24 protein-coding genes and 6 tRNA genes are annotated in these 24639 nt (G+C 69.1%); 4 read left to right on the top strand and 26 right to left on the bottom strand.

Going from position 1 to position 24639, the window contains the following annotated elements:
- Nucleotides 1-194: 194 nt before the first annotated feature.
- The 6 genes from AABA78_RS18860 to AABA78_RS18835 form a co-directional block, all read right to left on the bottom strand.
- Entirely contained in the window at nucleotides 195-2399 is a 2205-nt protein-coding gene (locus AABA78_RS18860; RefSeq protein ID WP_338264392.1) for a prolyl oligopeptidase family serine peptidase, read from the bottom strand.
- 179 nt (nucleotides 2400-2578) lie between these two features.
- Nucleotides 2579-3862, bottom strand: a complete 1284-nt coding sequence (clpX, locus tag AABA78_RS18855) for an ATP-dependent Clp protease ATP-binding subunit ClpX (protein ID WP_014394869.1) — start codon at nucleotides 3860-3862, stop codon at nucleotides 2579-2581.
- Between the two features lie 235 nt (nucleotides 3863-4097).
- Nucleotides 4098-4718: an ATP-dependent Clp endopeptidase proteolytic subunit ClpP gene (clpP, locus tag AABA78_RS18850; RefSeq protein WP_338264390.1), complete on the bottom strand. Its 621-nt coding sequence runs from the start codon at nucleotides 4716-4718 to the stop codon at nucleotides 4098-4100.
- 47 nt (nucleotides 4719-4765) lie between these two features.
- Entirely contained in the window at nucleotides 4766-6043 is a 1278-nt protein-coding gene (tig, locus tag AABA78_RS18845) for a trigger factor (protein WP_120527436.1), read from the bottom strand.
- 104 nt (nucleotides 6044-6147) lie between these two features.
- Nucleotides 6148-6229: transfer RNA gene (locus tag AABA78_RS18840), tRNA-Leu, on the bottom strand.
- Nucleotides 6230-6361: 132 nt separating this feature from the next.
- A tRNA-Lys gene (locus AABA78_RS18835) sits at nucleotides 6362-6434 on the bottom strand.
- A gap of 280 nt (nucleotides 6435-6714) precedes the next feature.
- Here AABA78_RS18835 and bet point away from each other — a divergent pair.
- On the top strand, nucleotides 6715-7869 hold the full coding sequence (bet, locus tag AABA78_RS18830; protein ID WP_502260921.1) for a phage recombination protein Bet: 1155 nt from the start codon (nucleotides 6715-6717) through the stop codon (nucleotides 7867-7869).
- Here the strand turns inward: bet and AABA78_RS39195 are convergent.
- The 14 genes from AABA78_RS39195 to AABA78_RS18765 all read right to left on the bottom strand — a co-directional run bounded on the left by AABA78_RS39195 (nucleotide 7787) and on the right by AABA78_RS18765 (nucleotide 15505).
- Entirely contained in the window at nucleotides 7787-7990 is a 204-nt protein-coding gene (locus tag AABA78_RS39195; RefSeq protein WP_353544918.1) for a DUF4124 domain-containing protein, read from the bottom strand. The two genes, bet and AABA78_RS39195, sit on opposite strands and share 83 nt — an antisense overlap.
- Nucleotides 7964-8037: transfer RNA gene (locus AABA78_RS18825), tRNA-Arg, on the bottom strand. The genes AABA78_RS39195 and AABA78_RS18825 overlap by 27 nt, the downstream gene beginning before the upstream one ends.
- 21 nt (nucleotides 8038-8058) lie before the next feature.
- A tRNA-His gene (locus AABA78_RS18820) sits at nucleotides 8059-8132 on the bottom strand.
- Between the two features lie 93 nt (nucleotides 8133-8225).
- Nucleotides 8226-8299: transfer RNA gene (locus tag AABA78_RS18815), tRNA-Arg, on the bottom strand.
- 39 nt (nucleotides 8300-8338) lie between these two features.
- Nucleotides 8339-8412, bottom strand: a tRNA-Pro gene (locus AABA78_RS18810).
- A gap of 71 nt (nucleotides 8413-8483) precedes the next feature.
- Entirely contained in the window at nucleotides 8484-9074 is a 591-nt protein-coding gene (gene rdgB / locus AABA78_RS18805; RefSeq protein WP_338264387.1) for an RdgB/HAM1 family non-canonical purine NTP pyrophosphatase, read from the bottom strand.
- A complete protein-coding gene (gene rph / locus AABA78_RS18800; RefSeq protein ID WP_171421565.1) occupies nucleotides 9071-9775 on the bottom strand; it encodes a ribonuclease PH in 705 nt (234 codons plus the stop codon). Before rph ends, rdgB begins: the two co-directional genes overlap by 4 nt.
- 48 nt (nucleotides 9776-9823) lie before the next feature.
- Nucleotides 9824-10630 carry an N-acetylmuramoyl-L-alanine amidase family protein gene (locus AABA78_RS18795; RefSeq protein WP_338264386.1) on the bottom strand — a complete coding sequence of 269 codons (807 nt, stop codon included), beginning with the start codon at nucleotides 10628-10630 and terminating at the stop codon, nucleotides 9824-9826.
- 64 nt (nucleotides 10631-10694) lie between these two features.
- Nucleotides 10695-11759, bottom strand: coding sequence for a selenide, water dikinase SelD (selD, locus tag AABA78_RS18790; RefSeq protein ID WP_338264385.1), 1065 nt, complete (start codon nucleotides 11757-11759; stop codon nucleotides 10695-10697).
- A 13-nt stretch (nucleotides 11760-11772) separates the two neighbouring features.
- Nucleotides 11773-12717 (bottom strand): DUF4388 domain-containing protein, encoded by a 945-nt coding sequence (locus tag AABA78_RS18785; protein WP_171421568.1) that lies wholly within the window; start codon nucleotides 12715-12717, stop codon nucleotides 11773-11775.
- Nucleotides 12718-12754: 37 nt separating this feature from the next.
- Complete coding sequence (locus AABA78_RS18780) at nucleotides 12755-13477, bottom strand: tetratricopeptide repeat protein (RefSeq protein WP_338264384.1); 723 nt, start codon at nucleotides 13475-13477, stop codon at nucleotides 12755-12757.
- A gap of 37 nt (nucleotides 13478-13514) precedes the next feature.
- Nucleotides 13515-14219 carry a hypothetical protein gene (locus AABA78_RS18775; protein ID WP_338264383.1) on the bottom strand — a complete coding sequence of 235 codons (705 nt, stop codon included), beginning with the start codon at nucleotides 14217-14219 and terminating at the stop codon, nucleotides 13515-13517.
- Nucleotides 14216-14986, bottom strand: a complete 771-nt coding sequence (locus tag AABA78_RS18770) for an outer membrane protein assembly factor BamD (protein ID WP_338264382.1) — start codon at nucleotides 14984-14986, stop codon at nucleotides 14216-14218. The genes AABA78_RS18775 and AABA78_RS18770 overlap by 4 nt, the downstream gene beginning before the upstream one ends.
- Before the next feature lie 12 nt (nucleotides 14987-14998).
- Nucleotides 14999-15505 carry a regulatory protein RecX gene (locus tag AABA78_RS18765; RefSeq protein WP_338264381.1) on the bottom strand — a complete coding sequence of 169 codons (507 nt, stop codon included), beginning with the start codon at nucleotides 15503-15505 and terminating at the stop codon, nucleotides 14999-15001.
- 35 nt (nucleotides 15506-15540) lie between these two features.
- On the opposite strand from AABA78_RS18765, the gene AABA78_RS18760 reads away from it, so the two are divergent.
- On the top strand, nucleotides 15541-16278 hold the full coding sequence (locus AABA78_RS18760) for a hypothetical protein (protein WP_338264380.1): 738 nt from the start codon (nucleotides 15541-15543) through the stop codon (nucleotides 16276-16278).
- Between the two features lie 25 nt (nucleotides 16279-16303).
- Here AABA78_RS18760 and AABA78_RS18755 read toward each other — a convergent pair whose 3' ends face one another.
- From AABA78_RS18755 to AABA78_RS18740, 4 genes are all read right to left on the bottom strand, one after another.
- Nucleotides 16304-17722 carry a type IV pilus twitching motility protein PilT gene (locus tag AABA78_RS18755; protein ID WP_338264379.1) on the bottom strand — a complete coding sequence of 473 codons (1419 nt, stop codon included), beginning with the start codon at nucleotides 17720-17722 and terminating at the stop codon, nucleotides 16304-16306.
- A 144-nt stretch (nucleotides 17723-17866) separates the two neighbouring features.
- Nucleotides 17867-18268: a 30S ribosomal protein S9 gene (gene rpsI / locus AABA78_RS18750; protein WP_120526842.1), complete on the bottom strand. Its 402-nt coding sequence runs from the start codon at nucleotides 18266-18268 to the stop codon at nucleotides 17867-17869.
- Nucleotides 18269-18277: 9 nt separating this feature from the next.
- Entirely contained in the window at nucleotides 18278-18724 is a 447-nt protein-coding gene (gene rplM, locus AABA78_RS18745; RefSeq protein WP_171418646.1) for a 50S ribosomal protein L13, read from the bottom strand.
- Between the two features lie 169 nt (nucleotides 18725-18893).
- Nucleotides 18894-20960, bottom strand: a complete 2067-nt coding sequence (locus tag AABA78_RS18740; protein ID WP_338264378.1) for an ATP-dependent helicase — start codon at nucleotides 20958-20960, stop codon at nucleotides 18894-18896.
- Between the two features lie 34 nt (nucleotides 20961-20994).
- Here AABA78_RS18740 and AABA78_RS18735 point away from each other — a divergent pair, with 34 nt between their 5' ends.
- Together AABA78_RS18735 and AABA78_RS18730 are read left to right on the top strand one after the other, a co-directional pair.
- Nucleotides 20995-21555: a hypothetical protein gene (locus AABA78_RS18735; RefSeq protein WP_338264377.1), complete on the top strand. Its 561-nt coding sequence runs from the start codon at nucleotides 20995-20997 to the stop codon at nucleotides 21553-21555.
- A gap of 26 nt (nucleotides 21556-21581) precedes the next feature.
- Nucleotides 21582-22079 (top strand): caib/baif family protein, encoded by a 498-nt coding sequence (locus tag AABA78_RS18730; RefSeq protein ID WP_338264376.1) that lies wholly within the window; start codon nucleotides 21582-21584, stop codon nucleotides 22077-22079.
- 33 nt (nucleotides 22080-22112) lie between these two features.
- Here AABA78_RS18730 and AABA78_RS18725 read toward each other — a convergent pair whose 3' ends face one another.
- Both AABA78_RS18725 and AABA78_RS18720 read right to left on the bottom strand, forming a co-directional pair.
- On the bottom strand, nucleotides 22113-23291 hold the full coding sequence (locus tag AABA78_RS18725) for a class I SAM-dependent rRNA methyltransferase (RefSeq protein ID WP_338264375.1): 1179 nt from the start codon (nucleotides 23289-23291) through the stop codon (nucleotides 22113-22115).
- A gap of 8 nt (nucleotides 23292-23299) precedes the next feature.
- Nucleotides 23300-24565, bottom strand: a complete 1266-nt coding sequence (locus AABA78_RS18720) for a metallopeptidase family protein (RefSeq protein ID WP_338264374.1) — start codon at nucleotides 24563-24565, stop codon at nucleotides 23300-23302.
- Between the last annotated feature and the right edge of the window lie 74 nt (nucleotides 24566-24639).

Raw genomic sequence — 24639 nt, 5'->3', positions numbered from 1 at the left:
GTATCCGCCACCCGCTGGCCCACCAGACAGGCGGGCCCTTGAAGAGTTGCCCGCATGCCGCCCAAGCGCGCATGCAGGGTGAAACACCGCTCTATAACACGCCGGTCGCAGGCCCCGTTCCCGTCACAAGATTGGGGGCCTGCACCCTGCCTTCAAGGGAACACCGGCAGGCAGAAGTGTGTGCTGCCCGGATTCTAGCGGCTCTCGGCCGCTACCCCGGCATCCGGCCGTGCAACACCCAGGACCTGGAAGAGGAAGGCGTACATGTCGACGCTGGATTCAATGGCCTTGGCCACCTGGTCCGCCCCTCCGTGGCCCGCGTTCGCTTCGATGCGTAGCAACGTGGGCGCCGAATTGCCCTTCGTGTTCTGCACCGCCGCCACGAACTTGCGCGCGTGCATGGGGTCCACGCGGTCGTCGTGGTCCGAGCTCATCATCAGGAGCGCCGGGTAGCGCACGTCCTGCTGGACGTGGTGGTAGGGCGAATAGGCGTACAGGGTCTTGAACTGCGCGGCGTCCTCCGCCGACCCGTACTCCGGCACCCACGTCCGCCCGCTGCCGAACAGGTGGAAGCGCACCATGTCCAAGAGCGGCACGCCGCACACCACCGCCCCGTACAGCTCCGGGCGCTGCGTCATGGCCGCGCCCACCAGCAGGCCGCCGTTGCTGCCGCCGTAGATGGCCAGCTTCTTCGCCTGCGTGTACTTCTCCTTGGCCAGGTACTCGGCCGCGCCGGCGAAGTCGTCGAAGACGTTCTGCTTGTTCGCGCCCTTGCCCGCGTCATGCCAGGCGGTGCCGTACTCGCCGCCGCCGCGCAGGTTGGCCACCGCGTAGACGCCGCCCGCGTCCAGCCACGGCAGGATGCTCGCGCGGAAGGAGGGCTGCATGCTCACGAAGAAGCCGCCGTACCCGTACAGCAGCGTGGGCGCATTTCCGTCCTTCTTCAGGCCCTTCTTGTAGACGAGGAACATGGGCACCTTCGTGCCGTCCTTCGACGTGTAGAAGACCTGCTCCGTGGTGTACGCGTCAGGGTCCATGGGCACCTCCACCTTCGCCCACAGGTCCACCTTCCCGCTCTTCACGGACGTCCGGTACACCTGCCGGGGCGTGGTGAAGGAGCTGTAGGAGAAGTAGGCGTCGTCCTGGTCCTCCAGGCCCACCAGGTTGCTGGCGGCGCCCACGCCCGGCAGCTGCACGGTGCGCACGGGCTTGCCCTCCAGCGTGGTGATGCGCAGCTCCGTGGTCGCGTCCTTGAGGTACTCCAGCGCCAGGTGGCCGCCCACCAGCGACACGCTCTCCAGCGCGGCCTTGGGGTCCTCCGCCACCACTTCCTTCCAGTTCGCGCGCTCGGACTTCTTCGGGTCCACGGCGAAGACGCGCTGGCGCGGGGCGCCCTCGTCCGTGACGACGTAGAAGCGGTCCTTCCAGGGGATGACGTTGTACTTGGCGCCCTTGCCCTTCACGAGCAGCCGCCAGTCCTTCTCCCCCGGGTGCTTCCAGTAGACGTCGTTCTCGCTCCAGCCGCGCAGGATGGAGGCGAAGAGGTACTTGCCGTCGCGCGACAGGTCGCCCTGGAGGAAGGTGGAGGGGTCGCCGGTGCGCTCGTGCACCACCACGTCGTTCTTCGGGTCCTGGCCCAGCGCGTGGAACTTGAGCGTGGTGTAGCCCGGCCGGGCATCCACGGAGATGGAGGGGTCCGTGGGCAGCCACTCGTAGTAGAAGCCCTTGCCGTCCGGGATCCAGTGCGGCTGCGCGTACTTGGCGCCCTCGATGACGTCCACCTTGGACCACTCACCCGTGGCCACATCCATCACGTGCAGGACGGCCTCGTCCGCGGCGTTGGGCCGCTGCGCGAAGGCCACGCGCTTGCCGTCCCAGGAAGGCGCCCACGTGCCCAGGGACACGGTGCCGTCCTTGCTCCAGGCGTTCGGATCCAGCAGCACCTTCTCCTGGCCGGACTCGCCTTCCTTCCAGTAGACGATGGCCTTCTCCTTGTCCTTGTGGGTGCGCATGAAGAAGTAGCGCGCCCCCCGCTTCGCGGGAGCGGACACGGAGTCCACGTAGAACAGCTCCGTGAAGCGCTTCGCCAGCGCGTCGCGGCCCGGCATCTTCGCCAGCGCGTCGCGGGTGAAGCCGTCCTGCGCCTTCATCCAGGCCTGGACCTCCGGGGCCTTCTCGTCCTCCAGCCAGCGGTACGGGTCCGCCACCTGCTGGCCGTGCAGCGTGTCCACCACCGCTTCGGAACGGGTCGCCGGATAGGCCATGCGGGAAGGGCCCTCCCGGGCCGGAGCGCGGTCGCCGGCCGTCGCCGGGGCTTGCGAGGACGCGGAGGCAGGAGACTCCTCGCGAGTGGCTTCCTTCGAGGAAGTGCAGGCCACGAGCGACAGCAGGGCAGGCATGAGGAGCTTTCTCATGGGGGACAGCAGATACAAGAAGCCCCCGCCCCCGGCCCGGAAAAAGTGCGGCCCGTTCCCCCGCCTGAAGGCCCGCAAGAACAGGGGGCGCGCCCCGGTCCAAGACCGTGACGCGCCCCGTCATCCCCTTCAGGCCCTTGCGAGCCCCTAGAGGATGAGTCCGCTCAGGCGGATTCCTTCTTCGGCTCCGGGGTCTCCTTGTTGTCCTGCGAGTGCAGGACGACGGGCTCGCTCTTCTTGAGGATGACCTCCTCGGAGATGAGCACCTCGCGGGCCGTCTTGCGGGACGGGATTTCGTACATCACGTCCAGCATGGCCGTCTCCAGGATGGAGCGCAGGCCGCGCGCGCCCGCCTTGCGGCGGATGGCCTCCGACGCGATGGCCTTCAGGGCCCCGTCGGTGAACTTCAGCGACACGCCGTCCAGCTCGAAGAGCTTGCGGTACTGCTTGGTGAGCGCGTTCTTGGGCTCGCCCAGGATGTTCACGAGCGCGCCCTCGTCCAGCTCCTCCAGCGCGGTGATGATGGGCAGACGGCCGATGAACTCCGGAATCATGCCGAACTTGAGCAGGTCCTCCGGCTCCACGTGCTTGAGCAGCTCGCTGAGGTTGCGCTGCTTGCGCGACTGGATCTCCGCGCCGAAGCCCAGGCTGCGGCCACCCAGGCGCCGCTCAATCACCTGCTCCAGGCCGCCGAACGCGCCGCCGCAGATGAAGAGGATGTTGGTGGTGTCCACCTGCAGGAACTCCTGCTGCGGGTGCTTGCGGCCACCCTTGGGCGGGACGTTGGCCACCGTGCCTTCGATGATCTTCAGGAGCGCCTGCTGCACGCCCTCGCCGCTCACGTCGCGCGTGATGGAGGGGTTCTCCGACTTGCGGGCGATCTTGTCGATTTCGTCGATGTAGACGATGCCCCGCTGCGCGCGCTCGATGTCGTGGTCCGCGGCCTGGAGCAGGTTGACGATGATGTTCTCCACGTCCTCGCCGACGTAGCCGGCCTCCGTGAGGCACGTGGCGTCCGCGATGGTGAAGGGGACGTTGAGGATGCGCGCCAGGGTCTGCGCGAGCAGCGTCTTGCCGGAGCCGGTGGGGCCGAGCAGCAGGATGTTGCTCTTCTGCAGCTCCACGTCGTCCATCGCGACCTTGGACTCGATGCGCTTGTAGTGGTTGTGCACCGCCACGGAGAGCGTCTTCTTCGCGCGCTCCTGGCCCACCACGTACTCGTCCAGCACGGCCTTGATTTCAGAGGGCCGGGGGATGCGCAGCTTGGTGTCCTTGGTCTCCTCGCGGTCGATCTCCTCCGCGATGATGTCGTTGCACAGCCCGATGCACTCGTCGCAGATGTAGACCGTCGGGCCCGCGATGAGCTTCTTCACCTCCTTCTGCGACTTGCCGCAGAAGGAGCAGCAGAGGGTCTGGTTGTCTCGCTTCTCCACGTTCTTACCCGCCATGAAATCCCTCGCTGCGCCTGAAAGGCCCCAACCCGCTTCGCGTCCGGTCCCCTGCCCTGACGTCCAATCTAGTCAGCCCCCATCCGGAACGTCCACGCACCTTCCGGGTACTTAACAAGGGGAAAATGCCGGTGACGGGAGAAACGAGAAGGCCGGAGGACCGGGAGAAGATTCCCAGCACCCCCGGCCGCCGACCGGGTGCCTGACGCCCCGGCCCGTTCGGATGTCGGTGTGTCTACTTCTTCTCGTCCGGCTTCACGCCCACGACCTTCCGAGGGTCCTGGATGGCGTCGAGGATGCCGTACGCCTTCGCCTCCGCGGCGCCCATGAAGTAGTCGCGGTCCGTGTCCTTCTCCACGCGCTCGATCGTCTGGCCGGTGTGCTTGACGATGAGCTCGTTGAGCTTCGCCTTCATCCGGAGGATCTCGCGCGCCTGGATCTCGATGTCCGTCGCCTGGCCACGCGCGCCACCGAGCGGCTGGTGGATCATGATGCGGCTGGAGGGCAGCGAGTAGCGCTTGCCCTTCGCGCCGGCCAGCAGCAGCACGGCGCCCATGGAGGCCGCCTGCCCCACGCAGATGGTGGAGACGGGCGCCTTGACGTACTGCATCGTGTCGTAGATGGCGAGGCCCGCCGTCACGGAACCACCGGGCGAGTTGATGTAGAGGTTGATGTCCTTGTCCGGGTCTTCCGACTCCAGGAACAGGAGCTGGGCGACGATGGCGTTGGCAACGTCATCGTCGATCTCCGTTCCCAGCATGACGATGCGGTCCTTCAGGAGCCGGCTGTAGATGTCGTACGAGCGCTCACCCCGGTGGGTCTGCTCGATGACGTAGGGGACGGGCATGAAGGGCATGTCGGATGGACCTCTAGAAGGGACTCAGGAACCCTGAAGGAAAAGCCTCAAGAATACTTCGCCCGGCCCTTGAGGAATTCAATCGTCTTTTCCTCGCGAAGTCGCAGAGACAACCCAAGGCGCTCGTCCGGGCCCTTGAAGTACTTCTTCACCTGGGCGACCGGCTGGTTGGCCTCGATGGCCAGGTCCTCGATGCGCTTCTCCACCTCTTCGTCGGACGCCTGGATGTTCTGCTGCTGGGCGATGGCCTCGAACAGGAGCGTGCCCTTCACCTCCAGGGTGGCCTTCTCCCGCATCTCGTCGCGCAGGCGGTTGAAGTCCAGGCCCAGCTGGCGCGGGTCGATGCCCTGGCGCTGCATCTGGCGGAAGGCGCCCTCCATCATGGAGTCGATGGCGCGCTCCACCATGGCGCGGGGCACGTCGAACGGGTTCTTCTCCAGCAGCGCCTTGATGAGCGCGTCGCGCTCGTCCACCGTGGCCTGGTTCTTCTTGGCCTTCTCCATGTCGGAGCGGACCTTCGCGCGCAGCTCGTCCACCGTCTGCGCGACGCCCGTCTCCTTGGCGAAGTCGTCGTTGAGCTCCGGCACCACCGGCTTCTTCAGCTCCTTGACGGTGATGTGGAAGACGGCCGTCTTCCCGCGGACCTCTTCAGCCTGGTAGTCCTGGGAGAAGGTGTACTCGACGTCCTTCGTCTCGCCGACCTTCACGCCCGCCAGCTGCGGGATGTTGCCCTGGATGAGGTCGCCGTCCTGCACGCGCACGCCAATGCCGTCCGCCTTGCTGCCGGGGAACGCATTGCCGTCCACCTTCGCCTCGAAGTCGATGGTGACCTGGTCGCCCTGGGCCGCGGCGTCGCGGTCGGTGACGGGCTCGATGCGGCCCAGGTTCTGGCGCATCTGCTCGATCTGCTGGTTCACCGCGTCGTCGGCGACGGCGGTGTCCACCTTCGTGAGGGACAGGCCTTCGAAGTCCTTGGCCTCCACCTTCGGCTTCACCTCCACGCGCGCCTCGAAGCTGAAGGGGGCGCCGGGCTTGAGGCCGGAGTTGGTCACCTGGGGGGAGGCGACGGCCTCCACCTTGTGCTCGCGCACGGCGTCCAGGTAGGCCTTCTGCACGACGCGCTGGATGACGTCGTCCTCCACCTGCTCGCGGTACTTCTGCTCGAGGATGCGGCGGGGAACCTTGCCCTGACGGAAGCCGGGCAGGCGCACCTGACCGCTGAGCGCGGCGTACGCGCGGTTGAGCTCCTCAGCAACGCGGGCGTTGTCGACCTCGATGGAGAGCTTCTTCTCGATGGGAGAGAGCTCTTCGACCTGGACCTTCATGCGGGCCTCGCTCGCCGCCTCCACGGGCCTTCGCGTCCCGGGGCGGCAACCGGAAAGTGGGACGTGCGGCTTTAGGGGATAGGCACGAACGGGTCAACGCGAAATGGGCGAGGAGGGACTCGAACCCTCACACCTTGCGGTACCAGATCCTAAGTCTGGCGCGTCTACCAGTTTCGCCACCCGCCCGACGCGTCGCGCGACCGCCGTCCTATCCCGAAACGTCCGTGGACGACAGGGGCTTTCCGGCCCGGGCGCCAAGGCCACGGGATGCCGGAAAAGACACAGGGCCCCTTCCGTTTCCAGAAGGGGCCCTGCGAGTGAGAGCGGAGGGAATCGAACCCACAACCTATGGATTAAGAGTCCATTGCTCTGCCAATTGAGCTACGCTCCCGGCTTTGCGTTCGGCCGCGTTGGCTGCGCGACGTCCGAGGTGGCGCGGTGAATACCGGTCGCCGCCCGCTCTGTCAAAACGTTTTTGCATCCCCTCTTCCATTCCCGGCCGCGTGAGCGGACGCCCGGCGTGCGGCCGTCCTGCCAGGGCCCGAGGAACCGATGCGAAGGGTCCGCCCGGCTCGCATGTTGATCCACGCCCCGGTTCGCGCTGCAGGTCTGTAGCAGGGTCCCCTCCAGGCCCCTGCCTCACGGGTCGTGCGCCGTGTCCCCGGGCAACCATGTGGTCGGGCGAGGGTCGTCCGTCCTTTTCGAGCGGTGCTGGAGACACAGTGATGGATGCGAATGTGAAGGCGGATGGAACGACGTCGCCGCAGGGCGCGGCCTGGAACCGGGAGCGGGTGGACCTGGTGAAGCGGACCATCTGCCCCCGGGGAATCAGCGAGGACGAGTTCGCCCTCTTCATCGAGCAGTGCAAGCGCAGCGGGTTGGATCCGCTCCTCAAGGAAGCGTTCTGCGTGGCGCGCCGCCAGAACATCGGCAACCGCGAGCGGCCCAACTGGGTGACGAAGTACGAGTTCCAGCCCTCCGAGGCCGGAATGCTCGCCCGCGCGGAGCGCTTCCCGGACTTCAAGGGCATCCAGGCGAGCGCGGTGTTCGCCGAGGATGAGATCGTCGTGGACCAGGGCAAGGGCGAGGTGGTGCACCGCTTCAACCCGGCCAAGCGCAAGGGCGCCCTGGTGGGTGCCTGGTCGCGCGTGGTGCGCGAGGGGAAGCTGCCGGTCGTCGTGTGGCTGGACTTCTCCGGCTACGTCCAGCAGACGCCGCTGTGGGCCAAGATTCCCACGACGATGATCGAGAAGTGCGCCCGCGTGGCGGCGCTGCGCAAGGCGTACCCGGAGGCCTTCGGCGGACTGTACGTGCGCGAGGAGATGCCGGCGGAGGAGTACGACGCGCATGCCCCCCACGACGAGCCGGCCCCCGCGTCCGGTTCCTACGAGGTGCTGGGCTCGAAGCCCGGCCCGGTGAAGGCGTCCTTCCCCACCCTGGCCCCGGCCCCCGCCCCCGCGGAGGCCCCCAAGGCGCTGGAGACGGCCAGGACTCCGGAGAAGGAGGAGCCGAGGCTCGACGTGGACGTGCCGCTGGCGCCGGTCACGACGGTCGCGGCGGTGCCCGTGGCCCAGACGCCCGAGCGTCCCAAGGCGAGCGCGGTGGTGGTGGCGTTCGGTCCGTACAAGGGCAAGACGACGTCGGAGCTGTCCGACGACGAGCTGAGCGAGACCATCGACCTGGCGCACGAGAAGCTGATGGAGCAGCCGCGCGCCCGTTGGGCGAAGGCCATGCGCGAGAACCTCACCGCGCTGGAGGCGGAGACGGAGCTGCGCTGCCGCGTGCCGTCGTCCAAGGACGGCGCCGGGACGAACCCGGAGGCCTGAGCCGCCGTCGTTCGCTGAAATGAACAACACCCGCGTTCCCATAGGGGGACGCGGGCGTTTCGTCTTCCAGGCGGGACGGGGCTGGGAAAGGGAGTGCGCCCAGAGGGACTTGAACCCCCAACCCTCGGCTTCGAAGGCCGATGCTCTATCCAGTTGAGCTATAGGCGCGGGGCGAAGCGAGAGAAGAAGGGCGAATGACCGGGATCGAACCGGCAACCTCCGGAGTCACAGTCCGGCGCTCTAACCAGTTGAGCTACATTCGCCGTCACTTCACACGTCACGGCTTTGAAAGCGGCGGTCTCCTACCGTGGAAACCGTAGCTGTTCAAGGCCCAAAACCATCTGCCAGCAGATTTGCGCCCCAGGCAGGACTCGAACCTGCGACCCCCGACTTAGAAGGTCGGTGCTCTATCCAGCTGAGCTACTGGAGCTGGCCCGTCCTGACTGCTGAAACATCACGGCACTTCAAGTCGGGGCGAGAGGATTCGAACCTCCGACCCCCTGCGCCCAAGGCAGGTGCGCTACCAGGCTGCGCTACGCCCCGAGAAGTGCCGCATTCTTCGCCTAACGCGGACGGACGCGCAAGCTTGCTGTTCCTGACGCCCGCCCGCCCGGTCAGAGCGCCAACAGATGGCGCCGCATCAGCTGGAAGGCCCGGGCCCGGTGAGACACCCGGGACTTCTCCTCCGGTGCCAGCTCCGCCATGGAGCGCCCGCCCTCCCCCTCCACCTGGAACACGGGGTCGTAGCCAAAGCCGTTCGTCCCCTTCGGCGCGCGCAGGATGACGCCCTCGCAGCGGCCCACCTCCACCCGGGGCTCGGCGCCCTTGCCCGTCACCAGCGCCAGGGCGCAGCGGAAGGACGCGGTGCGCTTCTCGTCCGGCACGCCTGAGAGCTCCGCGAGCAGCTTCTCGTAACGGGCCCGGTCGTCCCCCGGCGCGTACCGCGCGGAGAGCACGCCGGGCTGTCCGTCCAGCGCGTCCACGCACAGCCCTGAGTCGTCCGCCAGCGCGGGCAGTCCGGTGGCCAGGGAGTACTCACGGGCCTTCTTCACCGCGTTCGCCTCGAACGTGGCGCCGTCCTCCACGGGCTCGGGCACGGGGGGCAGGTCCTTGAGGGACACCACCTCCACGGCGTCACCCACGAGCGCGCGCATCTCGCGCAGCTTGCCGGCGTTGCCGGTGGCGAAGAGCAGCTTCGGCTTCATCCCAGCACCTTCGCCTGCGCGACGGTGAGCTGCTGGATGGCGGCCAGGCCTCCGTCCAGCATCGCGTCCATCGACTTGCGGTCGAAGAGCTTGTGCTCGGCGGTGCCCTGCACCTCCACGATGCGGCCGTCACCCGTCGCCACGAGGTTGAGGTCCACCTCCGCGGTGGAGTCCTCGTCGTAGTCCAGGTCCACGCGCACCTCGCCGTTCACCACGCCCACGGACACCGCGGCCAGCGGGGTGAGGCCCTTCAGGAGGCCCGGCTTGTTGAGCGAGCGCATGGCCAGCACCAGCGCCACGTACGCGCCGGTGATGGACGCGGTACGCGTGCCGCCGTCCGCCTGGATGACGTCGCAGTCGAGCGTGAAGGTGCGCACGCCCAGGGCCTGCAGGTCAACGGACGCGCGCAGGGCCCGGCCGATGAGGCGCTGGATCTCCATGGTGCGGCCGGACTGCTTGCCCTTGGCGGCCTCGCGCGAGCCGCGGGTGTGCGTGGCGCGCGGGAGCATGCCGTATTCAGCCGTCACCCAGCCGCTGCCCTTGCCCATCAGGTGCGGCGGGACGCGGTCCTCCACCGAGCAGGTGACGAGCACCTTGGTGTGGCCGAACTCCACCTGCACGGAGCCCTCCGCGTAGCGGTTGACGTTGGGCGTGAGGGTGACAGGCCGAAGGTCCAGCGCACCACGGTTGAAGGAACGCACGGGGGAAAGCTCCTGACGCAAGAGGACTTCAAAAGCCCCCACGCTTTATCAGGGCGCCGTGGATCCAGCCACCGGTTGCGGGGGCGAGGAGTCCCGCCGGCGCGTCTCCCGGAGGAAGGCCTGCACCCCGTCCGCGATGGCCTCCGCCAGGGTCTCCTGGTAGGCCGCCTTCCCCAGCCGGGCCCCCTCCTGGGGGTGGGAGATGAAGCCCACTTCAATCAGCACCGCCGGCGCCTCCACGCCCGTGAGGACGAAGAAGGGCGCCTGTTGCACGCCCCGGTCCGCGGCACCGCTCTTGGACACCAGGCGCGGGTGGATGGCGTAGGCCAGCCGGGACGCGTCCGAGTGCGCCTCCGTGCGCGCCAGGTCATCCAGGATGAAGGCCAGCGTGGAGTGCCCGCGCGCGGAGCGGGCCGTGGGGGCCTCCGCGTTCTCACGGTCCGCCACCGCCCGCGCCGCCTCACCGGAGGCGTTCGCGGAGAGGAAGTACGTCTCGATGCCTTCCGTGCGCTCGCGCAGGCGCTTCGTGGGCATGGAGTTGGCGTGGATGGAGAGGAAGAGGTCCGGCCGCTGGATGTTGGAGAACTCCACCCGCTCCGACAGCGCCATCTGCGCGTCGCGGTCGCGCGTGAGGAACACCTCGCTGCCCGCGGCCTCCAGCTTCTCGCGCAGGCGCTGGGCAATCTGGAGGGCGATCTCCTTCTCCCAGAGCTCGCCGGGCCCCTTCGCGCCCTCCTTCGCCCCGCCATGTCCGGGGTCGATGACGATGCGCGCACCGCGCTCCCCCGCCCCGGCGAGGGCCGGCAGGAGGCACGCGAGCAGGAGGGGGCGGAGGGGGAAGCGGCGCGGCGACATTCGCTCGCGGATGTTAGCGGAGCCCTGGCCCGGAGGCGAAATCCGCTCCCCGGGCCGGCGTGCTTCAGCCGATGACGTCGATGCCGGGACGGCCCGCCTGGACCTCGCCGATGAGGGCCGCGTCCACGCCGGCCTTCTCCAGCGCCTGCACCGCCTTGAGCGCGTGGCGCGCGGGCACGCTGGCCAGCAGGCCGCCGTTGGTCTGCGCGTCCGCGAGCAGCCACTGGATGTGCTCCGGCAGCCCCTCCGGGAACGTCACCTGCTTCTTCACGTGGGCGAGGTTCGTCTTGGTGCCGCCCGGAATCACGCCCTGTTCCGCCAGCGCGGGCACCTCCGCGATGAGCGGGATGCGCTCCAGGTCCACCGCCGCGCGCGTCTTCGCGCCGTTCATCATCTCCAGCAGGTGGCCCAGCAGGCCGAAGCCCGTCACGTCCGTGAGCGCGTTCACCTTGAAGGCGCCCGACGCGAACACCTCACCGGCCGCCTTGTTGAGCGTGGCCATCTGCGCCGTCACGCGCTTCGTGAGCTGCTTGGACGCAAGGCCCCGCTTGATGGCGGTGGTGGCGATGCCCGTGCCCACGGGCTTGGTGAGCAGCAGCACGTCCCCCGGCTTCGCGCCCGCGTTGGTGAGCACCTTCTTCGGGTGCACCACGCCCGTCACGGCCATGCCGAACTTGGGCTCCGGGTCGCGGATGCTGTGGCCGCCCAGGATGGGGATGCCCGCCTCGTCCGCCTTGGACTGGCCGCCCGCCAGAATCTTCTGCAGCGTCTTGAGCGGCAGCTCGTCCGGGAAGCACACCAGGTTGAGCGCGAACAGCGGCTTCGCGCCCATGGCCCAGATGTCCGACAGCGCGTTGGCCGCGGCGATGGCGCCGAACTGGAACGGGTCGTCCACGAGCGGCGGGAAGAAGTCCACCGTCTCCACCACGGCCATGCCCGGCGCCACCTGGTACACGGCGGCGTCGTCGTTCGTGTTGAAGCCCACCAGGGCCCGGGGGTGGGACGCCGCCCCCTTGAGCCCGCCCAGGACCGTCGCCAGGTCCCCCGCCTTGAGCTTCGCCGCGCAGCCCGCGCAGTGGCTCATCTCCGTGAGGCGCTTCTTCGGCGCCACCGGCTTCGCACCCGCCATGATGTTCCCCGCCCTACTCCGCGCGCACGTAGTCGCGCTTCATGAGCTGCACCACCGATTCGGCGGTGAGCACGTCGTCGCCGTCCGAGTGGTCCAGCACGCCGCCCAGCGAGCCGTGGTTGTGCACGAGCTGCAGCACGTCCAGCATCTCCGGCGTCAGTTCCTTCAGGGGCGCTGACAACGGCTGCGCGATGCGCAGCGCCGTGGCCATGGGCGGCAGGTTCGGCTGCAGGCGCTTGAACTCGTCCAGCTGCCGCAGGGCGTCCATCAGGAGCGCTTCGGTGGAGGAGTCCAGCTCCACCATGAACTCCTGCGTGTCCGCGGGGCGCAGCTCGAAGTCACCCTCTTCCCAGGTGACGATGCGGTTGAAGCTCTTCTGCGGGCCCAGGTTGTGGTTGTCGTCGATGACCGCGTAGTACACGCGGCCCTGGCGCAGGTAGATGCGGCCCTCGTGGGCGTTGTTCACCACGAGCACGCCGTTCTTCTTGGACGTGTGGAAGAGCTGGAGCAGGTCCGGGAGGGGGATCTCTTCAATCTTCCCCGTCATGGAGCTGGCCTTGGTGGTCCGCGCGGCCTGGGCGGCGGCGGCCTCCTCCAGCTTCTGCTTCACGACGCTCTCGTCCACGGCGGCGCTCTCCGCGCCCTGGTGCACGAGCTTGAGGATGGAGGTCCCGATGAGGATGCGGTCCCCCTCCTTCAGCTTGGCCTGCTTGACCTTCTCGCCGTTGACGAAGGTGCCGTTGGTGGACCCCAGGTCCTCGATGGTGATGGCTCCGTCGGAGAACAGGATCTTCGCGTGCTTGCGCGAGACCATGTCCTCCACCAGCACCATGTCCAACTCGCTCGACCGTCCGACGACGATCTGCTTGTTGGCCTTCAGCGGGAACTCACCGCCCTGGTACTTCCCGGAGATGAACTTGAGGGCAAAGGACTTCGCCGTACCGCCAGGAGTGCTCACGGTGCCGCGACCTCGATGATGGAAGTTGCCATGGTGCTCAACCCGTCACTTCCGCCTTCCCCGGGTCCTTCACCAGGTTGAGGTACATCTGCGCGCTCTTGTTGCCGGGGCTGCGCACGAGCACGTCTTCCCAGACCTTCACCGCCTCGTCACGGCGTCCCGCCGAGTACAGGGCGATTCCATAATTGATCCGTCCAGGAATGTACGACGGATTCTGCGCGATGACCTGTTCGTACTCCGCCATGGCCGCCGTGTTGTCCCCGGCGTCCCTCAGCGCGTTGCCCAGCTTCAGGCGGATGTCCACGAACTCCGGGAAGTGCGCCAGCGCGCGGCGGTACTCTTCAATGGCCTTCTGCCACACGCCGCTGGAGGCGAACACGTCGCCGATGTCGGCGTACATGTTGGCCACCTTCTTCATGACGTAGGGGTCCAGCTCGCCGGGGGCGCCCTTCTGGCGGGACAAGGCGGCCTGGTAGACCTCCTTCGCCTCCGCGTACTTCCCCATGTCGTTGTAGATGACCGCCAGGTTGAGCGCGGCCTCGGTGTACGCGGGGTTGAGCCGCAGCGCGGACTCGAAGGCCCGCTGCGCCCGGGCGAACTGGCCCTGGTCGTGGTAGATGATGCCGAGCATGTTGTAGACGTCGGCGAAGGTCGGATTCTGCTCGACCACCTTCGTCAAGAACTGCTCGGCCTGCGCGTACTGCTTCTTCTCGAAGGAGCCGCGCCCGAGGGTCAGTAGCTGCTTGAGGGCTTCGTCCATGACTCGGCCCGCGCGGGCCCGTGCCTCCTCGGGTAGCCTACATGAGCCCGGGCGAAAACAAGAATTGATCGCCCTCGCGCACGAGCAAAAACGGACGCTCCCCCCGGGTGTCCACCGGCCGAGCCGGAAGGTCTCCCTCCACCCGGTAGTGCTCCGTCACCACCGCCTCGTCCCGCTCCAGGCGCGCGTACCAGGCCTGGACCGTCAAGCGCCGCCGGGCCAGGGGGGCCATCTCCTCCCACGTCTTCCCCGCCCCGCCGTCCCCTCCCGGGCCCACCAGCCGGGCGAGCGCGTCCGGCCGGCCGTCCGCCAGGGCCCGCCGCCGCGCCTCCAGCGCCGCCACCACCGCCACCAGCCGGGGCGCCAGCGAGGACGCGGGCCTCCAGCGGCCGGACTCGCGGGTGAAGGGCACGACCTCCACGCCCGCGGTGCTGACCGTGGTGGTGCCCAGCACGCCCTCGAAGTCCAGCGTGGCGAAGGCCTCCGCGCGCTGTCCATCCGGCGCCACGGACACCGTGATGCGCGCGTACTGGAGCTTGCGTGACACGAGCGGCACGCTCGCGCCCGGCACGGGGAGCGACACGCCGTCGTGCTCGGCTTCCTTCAGGGCGGTGATGACCTCCGCCTCCGGCCCGGCCGCGACGCCCAGGAGGCGCGGGCCCAGGAACAGGAGGACGCCGGCGACCGCGAGCACGGCGATGCCGATGCCCCCCAGCCGCCCCCAGTCCTCCAGCCGCCTCACGACCCCAGCATCTTCTGGGCGCGCTGGGCGGCGGGCGTGCCCGGCAGGCGCTTGAGGACCTCACGCAGCGTGTTCTGCGCGCGCTCCGTGTCGTTGAGCTTCACGTAGGCGTCGTGCAGGTTGAAGAGGGCCTCCTCTTCCAGCGGCGTGCCCGGGTAGTCCTTGAGCAGCCCCTCCAGCCGCTGGACCACGGCCTTCCAGCGCTCGCGCTTCGCGTAGAAGGACGCGACGTACAGCTCGTGGCGCGCCAGGCGCTGGCGGGCGTCGCCGGCGTGCACCTTCGCGTCCTTCGCGTACTGCGAATCCGGGTACTGGCGCAGGAAGCCGTTCATGGCCCTCAGCGCGTCGTACATGGGCTTCTGCTCCTTCTCGTAGGAAGGCGGCAGGGCGAAGAACTCCGAGGGGAACTCCTCCACGTAGGAGAGCGCCGCGCGGTAGGCGGCGTAGTCCACCTTGGGGTGGGTGGGGTGCAGCTTGATGAAGGAGTCGAACTTGTCGCGCGCCTCCGGGTACATCTCCCGGGCGAAGTCCAGGTCCGCCAGCTTCAGCTCCGCCTCGCGGGCCGCCTCCAGGTAGGGGAACTTGGTGCGGACGTGGTCGAAGTACTTCTCCGCCTTGAGGAAGTCCTTGTCCTCCAGCGCGGCCTCGCCCAGCGCCAGGTTCTCCGCCGCCTGGGTCGCGTAGTCGGGCTCGCCCGCGGGCCCCGCGGAGAGGGCGGCACAGGAGGACATCAGCAGGGCGGTCAGGACGAGGACGGCGGAGCGCATCACGCCCCCAAACTATTCGTCCTGCCCGGAGGGGTCCAGCGAAGGTTCTCCCACCAGCCGGGTCACGATGTCCGGCGCGAACCCCCGGCTGAGCAACAGCCGCCCCGCGCGGGCCTGCTCCTTCGCGTCCAGCGGGCGGCCCGCCAGGCGCCGCTTCTCCAGCACCTGCCGGGCGGCCTCCAGCGCGTCGAAGCCCACCGCGTCCTTCGCCTCCGACAGCGCCCGCCGGGCCTCCGAGCCCTCCAGCCCGTGGGCCTGCAGCCGCTGGAGCACGGCCCGGGGCCCCAGCTTCCCCTTGCCCAGCAGGGCCGCGGCGCGTTCGCGCGCGAACTTCGCGTCGTCCAGGTAGCCCCACTCCGAGAGGCGGGCGAGCACCGCGTCGCGGACGGACGGAGGGAAGCCCTTGCGCTCCAGGGCGAGCGACAGCTCATGCCGGCTCCTGCCGCGGGCCTTGAGCAGGCGCAGGCAGGCGTCGGTGGCGCGCTGGACAGCCTCCGGACCCTCGGGCTCGTCAACCATCGCGGAGTCCCTACCATGTGGTAACAGGCCCCGCCATGCACCCCATCCTCGCCCGCTTCCTCACCGCTGACGCCGCCCGGGAGACGCTCCGCAAGGAGCAGGCGGGTGAACCGCTGACTCCGGAGGAGCAGCACTTCGTGGCCGCCGCGGACGCCAACCCCAAGCAGAAGGGCATGCTGCTGGGCGTGAGCGGCCGCGCGCTGTCCTCCGACGCCCAGGCCGCGCTGGTGCTGCTGGCCGCGCACGCCTCCGCCCGCGCGCTCCGGGAGGACGAGGCCCTCTCCGCCGCGACGCAGAAGGCGCGCGAGGCGCTGAAGGAGGAGGGCGCGAGCGACGAGGAGTCCGACGCCTTCCTCGCGTCCATCCTGCTGGAGGAGGCCTTCGGCTACGAGCAGGACGTGGACAGCTTCGACGCGGACTACGTGAAGGAGTCCCTGGGGGAGGTGCCCGCCCTGGCCGCGCTGTCCAAGGAGTCCGTGGACGCGCTGTTCCTCGCCTTCGCCAAGGCCGCGCCCAACGACGCGGACCGCAAGGCGCGCGAGCACATGGCGCGGGCGCTGTTCGACATCGCGTGGTCGGAGGGGCCCACCTCCATCAACCCGGAGCACCTGGAGACGCTGCTCGACAACGAGGTCGTCCAGGAGTCCGACGAGGCGCAGGACGCGCGCGTGCGCGCCACCGTGTCGCTGCTCCAGACGCTGGCGCACCAGGGGCTCATCGGCCCGATGCGCCTCACCCGGCTGCGCGCGCAGCTGGGGGACGACGACGCCTGAGCGCCGCCCTCCCCTCGCCGCGTTCCTAGAAGCGTTCGATCTGGAAGTCGTCGTCGCCCCCGGCCGCCGGAGCGGGCGCGGCCACCGGGGCGGGCGTGGGCGGACGGGCCGCCACCTGCGGAGGCAGGGGCCGGCCCTGGACGACGCCGGGCGGAGGCGTGGCGGGGCGCGGGGCCGCGACGCCGGGCGGAGGCGTCATGGGACGGGCGGCCATGGGCGCACCGGGACGCGGGGCCTGGGGCACCGGCGCGGGCGTGGGCGCCACGGGGGCCGCCTGGGCGGGCGCGCCCTTCTGCGCGAAGGACGCCGAGCCCGGGATGGGCCGCTCCTCGCCGGCCTTGGCGTCGAAGTTGTCCCACTTCGAGTCGGACGTGCCGCTGATGCCGGAGAAGCGCAGCGCGAAGTCGTCCGGGTTGCTGGCCTGGCGGTGGGCCTCGTCGTAGGTGACCAGGCCGTTGCGCACGAGGCTCATCAGCGACTGGTCGAACGTCTGCATCCCGTAGGAGTCCGTGCCCTGCGAGATGGCGTCGTGGATCTCCTTCGTGCGGTCCTTGTCTTCAATCAGCTCGCGAACGCGCGCGGTGACGCGGAGCACTTCCACCGCGGCCACGCGGCCCTTGCCGTCCGCGCGCGGGACGAGGCGCTGGCTGACCACGCCGCGCAGCACGCTGGAGAGCTGCAGGCGCACCTGCTTCTGCTGGTGCGGGGGGAACGCGGACACGATGCGGTTGATGGTCTCCGTGGCGTCCAGCGTGTGCAGCGTGGACATCACCAGGTGGCCCGTCTCCGCGGCGTGGAGCGCCGTTTCGATGGTCTCGTGGTCGCGCATTTCGCCCACCAGGATGACGTCCGGGTCCTGGCGCAGCGCGCTCTTGAGGGCCTGCGAGAAGCTCATCGTGTCCACACCCACTTCGCGCTGGTTCACGATGGAGCGCTTGTCGCGGATGAGGAACTCGATGGGGTCCTCGATGGTCATGATGTGGTTGGTTTCGTTGGAGTTGATGTAGTCGATCATCGCCGCCAACGTGGTGGACTTGCCGGAGCCCGTGGTGCCCGTCACCAGCACCAGGCCGCGCTCCTCGCCGCACACCTTCTCCAGCACCGTGGGCAACAGCAGGTCCTTCATCGTCATCACCTTGAAGGGGATGACGCGGAGCACGGCGCCCACCGTGCCGCGCTGCTGGAAGACGTTCACGCGGAAGCGGCCCAGGCCCGGCACGCCGTAGGCCAGGTCCACCTCGTTGCTGACCTTGAACTTCTCCTTCTGGAACTCGTTCATGATGCCGAACGCCATGCGCGCCACCTCTTCCGGGGGCAGGCGGCGGCCGTCCTTGAGCGGCACCAGCGAACCGTCCACGCGGAACATGGGCGGCAGACCCGCCTTCAGGTGGATGTCGGAGGCTCCGCCGCGCAGGGCGATCTGCAGGATTTCGTTGAGTTCCATGGGAGGGCCCGGATGGTAGCAGAACGCCCGCGCCCATCGCGACGGGGCTCAAGCCCACCCGCTTGCCCGCAAAGCACGACGGCGGAGGCTTCCCGAAGGAAACCCCCGCCGAAGAGCGGCCGGACAGCTGGCCGGCAAGCGTGTTTAGCGCTTGGAGAACTGGAACCGACGACGGGCGCCGGGCTGGCCGTACTTCTTGCGCTCGACCGCGCGGGCATCGCGGGTGAGGAAGCCGGCCTTCTTCAGCGCCGGACGGAACTCCGGGTTGAAGGCGCACAGCGCGCGCGCGATGCCGTGACGGATGGCACCGGCCTGGCCGGAGAGGCCGCCGCCGCGCACGTTGACCGTGACGTCGAGCTTGCCCTTCTGCTCCAGGATCTCCAGCGGCTGGTTGAGCACCATCTTCGACGTCTCACGGCCGAAGTACTCGTTGATGTCGCGGCCGTTGATGACGACGGCGCCATTGCCGGGGCGCACCCAGACGCGAGCGGTGGCCTCCTTGCGGCGGCCCGTGGCGTAGAAACCGAGTTCAGGATTGATCGCCATGGTTGTTCCTTACGCCTCGACCTTGAACGCCACCGGCTTCTGGGCGGTGTGCGGATGGGTGTCACCAGCATACACCTTGAGCTTCGTCATCATCTGACGGCCCAGGGCATTGCGGGGCAGCATGCGGCGCACGGCGTTGAGGATGACGTCCTCGGGGTGACGCTGGCGCAGCTTCTGGAGGTTGGTGATCTTCAGGGCGCCCGGGAAACCGGCGTACGGGTGACGGTAGTACAGCTTGTCCGTCTCCTTCGTGCCCGTCACCTTCACCTTGTCGGCGTTGATGACGATGACGTGGTCACCCGTGTCGATGGACGGGGTGTACGTGGGCTTGTGCTTGCCCTTCAGGAGGGTGGCGATCTGACTGGCGGCGCGACCAAGCACCTTGTCGGACACGTCGATGACGTGCCACTGGCGCTTGATGTCCCCAGCCTTGGCGCTGTAGGTCTTCTGCGACATTTCGTGCACTCCAGACTTCGGCGCGGCGCCCAGGTGCATGCCAGGGGCCGCGTGCTCGTGCGATACCAACCGCGGGTCCTCCGCCTTGACTCCGACAGAAGCCCGGAAAGGCTGACCCTCCTAGTAGGACGGCGGGATCAAGTCAAGGTTGGGCGTACAGGGGAGGCCGTCAGGGCGCCCGGCCAGGGGTGCCCGGGCCTGGCCCCCCGGCGGCGGGCTTCTTGAAGCGCTCCTTCAGGTTCGCGAAGAAGTTCTTCTCCTTCTCATCCGGAGGCCCCTGACGCGGCGCGTCCATGTCCACGACCTCGAAGGCGTCCGGGGGCAGGTCCTCCAGGAAGCGCGAGGGCGTGCGGGGCACCTCCTTGCCGCGCTTCACGCGCACGGTGGAGCGGGTGAGGTAGAGCAGCTCCTTGGCGCGGGTGATGCCCACGTAGCAGAGGCGGCGCTCCTCCTCGAGGTTCTGCGCCTCGCCCTGCATGCCGCCGTGGGGCATCAGGTCCTCCTCCATGCCGATGAAGAAGACGAGCCGGTACTCCAGGCCCTTGGAGGCGTGCAGGGACATCAGCGTCACGCGCTTGTTCTGCCCGGGGACGTCCTCCTCCTCCTGGCGCGTGTCCAGGCTGAGGCGGTTCAGGTACGTGAGGAGGCTGGCCTTGGGGCCCTCGCGCTTCTCGAACTTCTCCAGCGACGCGAGCACCCCGTCCACGCCCTTGAGCTTCTTGTCCGCGGCGGTGCCGGAGACGGCCTTGGCGCGGGTGGCCTCCCGGAAGCCGATCTCCTCCAGCAGCTTGTGCGTGGCCTCCGACAGGCGGGGCGTCTGGGTGAAGGCTTCGCGGTAGCGCTCCACCATCTCCACGAACTCCAGCACCTTGCCGCCCGCGCCCGCGGGCAGGTCCTCGTAGGTGTCCGCGCGGCGCATCACCGTCCAGAGCGTCACGCCCTCCGCGCGCGAGTGCGCGTGCAGCCGCTCCATGGTCACGTCGCCGATGCCTCGCGAGGGCACGTTGACGATGCGCATGAGGGAGATTTCGTCCAGCTTGTTCGCCAGGACCTTGAAGTACGCGATGACGTCCTTCACCTCGCTGCGGTCGAAGAACTCGCTGCCGCCCACGACTTCGTAGGGGATGTTCTTCTCCCGCAGCATCTCCTCCACCGGGTGGGCCTGGCCGTTGGTGCGGTAGAGCACCGCGATGTCGTCCGCGGGGATGCCCAGCGAGATGTGCTTCTGGATTTCGTGCGCGATGAAGCGCGCCTCCTCCTCGTCATTGGGGCACGCCACCACCTTCACCAGTGGGCCGCCCTTGCGGTCGGTCCACATGCGCTTGTCCTTGCGCTCCGGGTTCTTCGCGATGACGGCGTTGGCCGCGTCCAGCACGCGCTGGGAGGAGCGGTAGTTCTGCTCCAGCCGCACCTCCTTGCCGCCCGGAAAGTGCTTGTCGAAGTCCAGGATGTTGCGCACCTCCGCGCCGCGCCAGGAGTAGATGCACTGGTCGTCGTCGCCCACCGCGCACACGTTCCTGGACGTGCCCGCGAGCAGCTTGAGCAGGTCCAGCTGCGCGTGGTTGGTGTCCTGGAACTCGTCCACCAGGAGGTACTGGAAGCGCGCCGTGTACTTGCGGTGCAGGTCCGGGTGTTCGCGCAGGAGGCGCGCGGGCAGCACCAGCAGGTCGTCGAAGTCCACGGAGCCCTGCGCCTTGAGCGCGAGCTGGTAGTCCGCGAAGACCATGGAGGTGATGAGGTCGTAGTCGTCCCCCATCCCCTCCGGCTTGGGCTGCGGCGTCTCACCGGAGTTCTTCGCCTTGGAGATGAGCGTGAGGACCTTGCGCGCGTCGAAGGCGCGGTCGTCGATGCGCTTCTCGCGCATGGCGCGGCGGATGATGGACAGCTGGTCGCCCATGTCCGCGATGGCGAACTTCTTCGGCCAGCCCAGCCGGTGGATGTCCTCGCGCAACACTTCCGCGCCGAACGCGTGGAAGGTGCACACCAGCACGCCCTGGGCGCGGGGCCCGGCCATGTGGATGAGCCGTTCCTTCATCTCCGTGGCGGCCTTGTTGGTGAAGGTCACCGCCAGGATGTTGCGGGCCATGATGTGGTTCGGCCGCTCGTTGAGCAGGTGGACGATGCGGTGGGTGATGACCCGCGTCTTTCCACTGCCCGCGCCCGCCAGCACGAGCAGCGGGCCCTGGAGCGTCTCGACGGCCTCGCGCTGAGGAGGATTGAGCTTCGAAAGGTCCATTGCGCGCGGGCCAGGGATACCCTTTGATTCGTTCGTGCGCGACTATTTCCTCCGGCTGGCCATCGCATCGCTCGCGCTCGGCGTGGGCGGCGGTTGCCTTGACGACGAACGCACGACATCTCCCACCCCGCGCGACGTGGTGACGACCGCCGCACCGTGCGTGTACTTCAAGGACCTGGCGCCGTTCCTGCCGGAGTCGCTGGAGGGATTCACGGTGGGTTCCACCGCGGGCTCCACGGGGAAGTACGGCGAGGTGTCCGTGTCGGAGGCGGAGCGGACCTACACCCGGGGCGAGGGCCGCGAGGTGAAGGTGCGCATCGTGGACACCACCATGGGGCTGAAGCTGGGGCAGGCCATCCGCGAGGCGGCGCAGAAGGCGCGCGGGCGAGCAGCCAGCGACCCCACCGCGCCCATCCAGTGGAAGGAAGCCGTGGGCTTCGTGCGCTATGACGCGGAGGAGGCCGTCGCGGAGGCGAACCTCCTGGTGGGCGACCGGTTCGTGGTGGCCGTCACCAGCCGCGGCTTCCCCAGCACCGTGGAGGTGCGGCGGGTGGCGCGCGGCATCGACCTGGCCGGGCTCGCCCGGCTGCAGTGACACGAGTCCAAGGAGCGTTTGTGGCGGTGAAGGACAAGGGGCCGCGGCCCCAGACGACCCAGGAGCTGCTGGAGCAGGAGAAGGCGGCGCGCCAGGGCGTGTCGTCCCTGGGCAAGCGCGAGTTCATGGAGCAGTTCCAGAAGCTCTCCAAGAGCTACGCGGTGGACCCGGGCAACCCCGGCTCCTACGCGTGCGAGGGCTGTCAGCGCTGCGCCAACTGCATGTTCTGCAAGGACTGCGACAGCTGCCACCAGTGCACGCACTGCACGCGGTGCGAGCTGTGCACCAACTGCTCGCACTGCGTGGAGTGCAAGAACTGCCACGCGTGCGCCTACTGCGTGCAGAGCGAGAACTGCTCCAGCAGCGCGTACGTGGTGATGAGCAAGAACCTGCAGGACTGCAACTACTGCTTCGGCTGCGTGGGGCTGTCCAAGAAGGACTTCCACATCCTCAACGTGGGCTTTTCCCGCACGGAGTACTTCAAGGTCGTGGGCCGGCTGCGCAAGGAGCTGGGCATCCCGTAGCGGTGCCAGCCCCCTGCCCCACCGCGCCCTGTCCTAGAGGGCGCGGACGTAGAGGGCCTTGAGGTACTCCGTCTCCGCGAGGCCCGCGAGCACCGGGTGGTCCAGGCCGGCGCCGCGCCGCTCCAGAATCTGCACCGGGCGCTTCGCGTCCGCGGCGGCGTCCAGCACCATGGACTCGAAGCCCTGCCGGTCCAGCTTCCCCGAGCACGAGCACGTCACCAGCAGGCCGTCCGGCTTGAGGCAGCGCAGGGCGCGCAGGTTGAGCTCGTGGTAGGCGCGCAGCGCGGTGGCCAGGCCCTCGCGGCGCTTGGCCAGCCCCGGCGGATCCAGGACGATGGTGTCGAAGCGGCGGCCCTCCTGGTCGAAGCGGCGCAGCACGTCGAACGCGTTGCCGTTCTCCACCTTCACGTTGGCGCGGCCGTTGGCCTCCGCGTTGGACTGGATGCGAGAAGCGGCCTTCGCGTCCTGCTCCACCGCGAGCACCGACGTGCAGTGCTTCGCGAGCGCGAGCGCGAAGCCGCCGTGGTAGCTGAAGCAGTCCAGCGCCTCTCCCCGGCCCAGCTCGCCCGCGCGCAGGTGGTTGTCCACCTGGTCCAGGAACGCGCCCGTCTTCATGTCGCCCAGCAGGTCCACGTCGAAGCGGTTGTCGCCCTCGTGGTAGGTGAAGCGCGCGCTGCCCTCGCCGTGCAGCAGGCGCACCTCGCGGGGCAGGCTCTCGAAGTCGCGGCCGGAGGCGTCGTCGCGGCACACCACGTGGCTTGCGCCCGTCCTCTCCACCAGCGCGCGCGCGAGCATCTCCTTGCGCGCGTCCATGCCCTCGGAGAGCGTCTGCACGGTGAGGCCCTGGCCGTAGCGGTCCACGAAGAAGCCGGGCAGGAGGTCCGCCTCCCCGTGCACCAGGCGCAGGCCGTCGCGCCCCGGCAGCACCGCGCGGCGGGCGAGCGCGGCCTCCACGCGGCGGATGAAGAATGCGTCGTCCACCTTCTCCTCGTTGGGGCCCTTGCGCGTGAGCAGCCGCAGCGCGAGCGGGGAGCGGCGGGCGTAGAGCGCCTGGCCGATGGGGTTGCCCTGCGGATCCACCACAGCCACCACCGCGCCCGGCGTGTCGGTGGAAGGGGCTTCAGTGAGCTCCGTGCGGTACACCCAGGGGGTGCCGCGACGCAGCGTCTTGGCGCCCTTGAGGCTGACCCGGGCGGTGGGAAGAGAAGGCATGTGGGGGCTCACTCCAGGCCGCGCGCGGCCAGTTCCTCGTCGTCTTCCCCTCGCAGATGCCCGATTTCATGGAGCAGTGTCACGCGAATCTGTTCGCGCAGCTCCTCGGGCGTGCGCACCGCGCGGGCCAGGTTGCGCCGGTAGAGGGCCACCGAGCGGCAGGGCGTCTCCGAACCGTCGCACGGTTCCTGGAGGGACGGGCCCCGGAACAGGCCCAGGATGGTGGGCGACAGGGGCGGCTGGTTGGCGAGCAGGTCGTCCTCGGAGGGAATCTCCTCCGTGGCCACCGGCACGCCCTCCAGGTCCTTGCGCATGTCCTCGGGCAGGTCCGCCAGCGCGCGCGCCACCTGGGCCTTGAACTCGTCCGCGGACGGCAGGGGCGGCGGGGGGAAGTCCTCGGGCTCCAGCGCGCGGGCCTTCTGGAACTGCTCCTCCGCCTTGGCCCACTGGCCCTCGCGCTCCAGCAGGAGGCCCAGGTGCTGGTGCGCGTGCGCCGCGCGCTCCTTGTCCTTCAGGAGCGACGCGAAGGCCGCCCTGGCCTCGCGGAAGCGGCACAGCTCGAAGAGGGCCAGGGCCTTCTCGTACTTCGCCTCGTGGTTGTCCGGCTCGCGGGCGAGCACGATGGCGGCGCGGTCCAGCGCCTGGTCCGCCTGCCCCAGGTCGTTGAAGGCCATGGCGGCCACCAGCGCCAGCGAGGGCACGAGCTCCGGGGGCGTGGAGGGCTGGGAGAGGCCCCGCTCGGCGTAGAGCGCGCCCAGTTCGTCCCGCTCGCGCGTGGAGGGCAGCTGCACGGCGTACAGGTGCGCGGCGCCCAGCAGCGCGTCCGCGTCCCCCGGGTCGATGGCCAGCGCGCGGGCGTAGGCGAGCTGGGCCTCCGGCTCGCGGTTGAGCGCGGCCAGGGCGGCGCCCCGCTCCGCGTGGGCGGCGGCGAGGTCCGGCTCCAGCGCGGCGGCCTGCGCGGCGCAGGAGAGCGCTTCCTCGTAGTGGCCCGCGTCGTAGTAGTCGCGGGCCGCGTCCAGGGGGGCGCCCTGCTTCGCGTCGCACACCGCCAGCGGATGCACCTCCGCCGCCGCGTCGTCCGGGCGCTTCACGGACGCGCTGGGGCCCGCGTCCTCCGAGGCCCGGGCGAGCGTCCCCGCGTCGGCGCCCGCGTCAGCCCCCACGACGGAGACCGCCGTGCCCGCATCCGTGCCCGCGTCGGCGACCGCCGGAGGGTTGCGTTTGCAGGAGGCGAGCAGGAGGAGACAGACAGCGAGCAGACCGCGCCGCGACATGGGCCGGGAGGCTATGGCATCCGCCCCATGCACAGGAAGCGGGGACGTGCCTGCCCGCCTGAGGGGTCCCCTGC

The organism is Corallococcus caeni (assembly GCF_036245865.1).
In the GTDB taxonomy this organism is placed as follows: Bacteria; Myxococcota; Myxococcia; order Myxococcales; family Myxococcaceae; genus Corallococcus; species Corallococcus caeni.
Note: the sequence above shows the minus strand (reverse complement) of the source record. Positions and strands in the feature narration are given on the sequence as shown.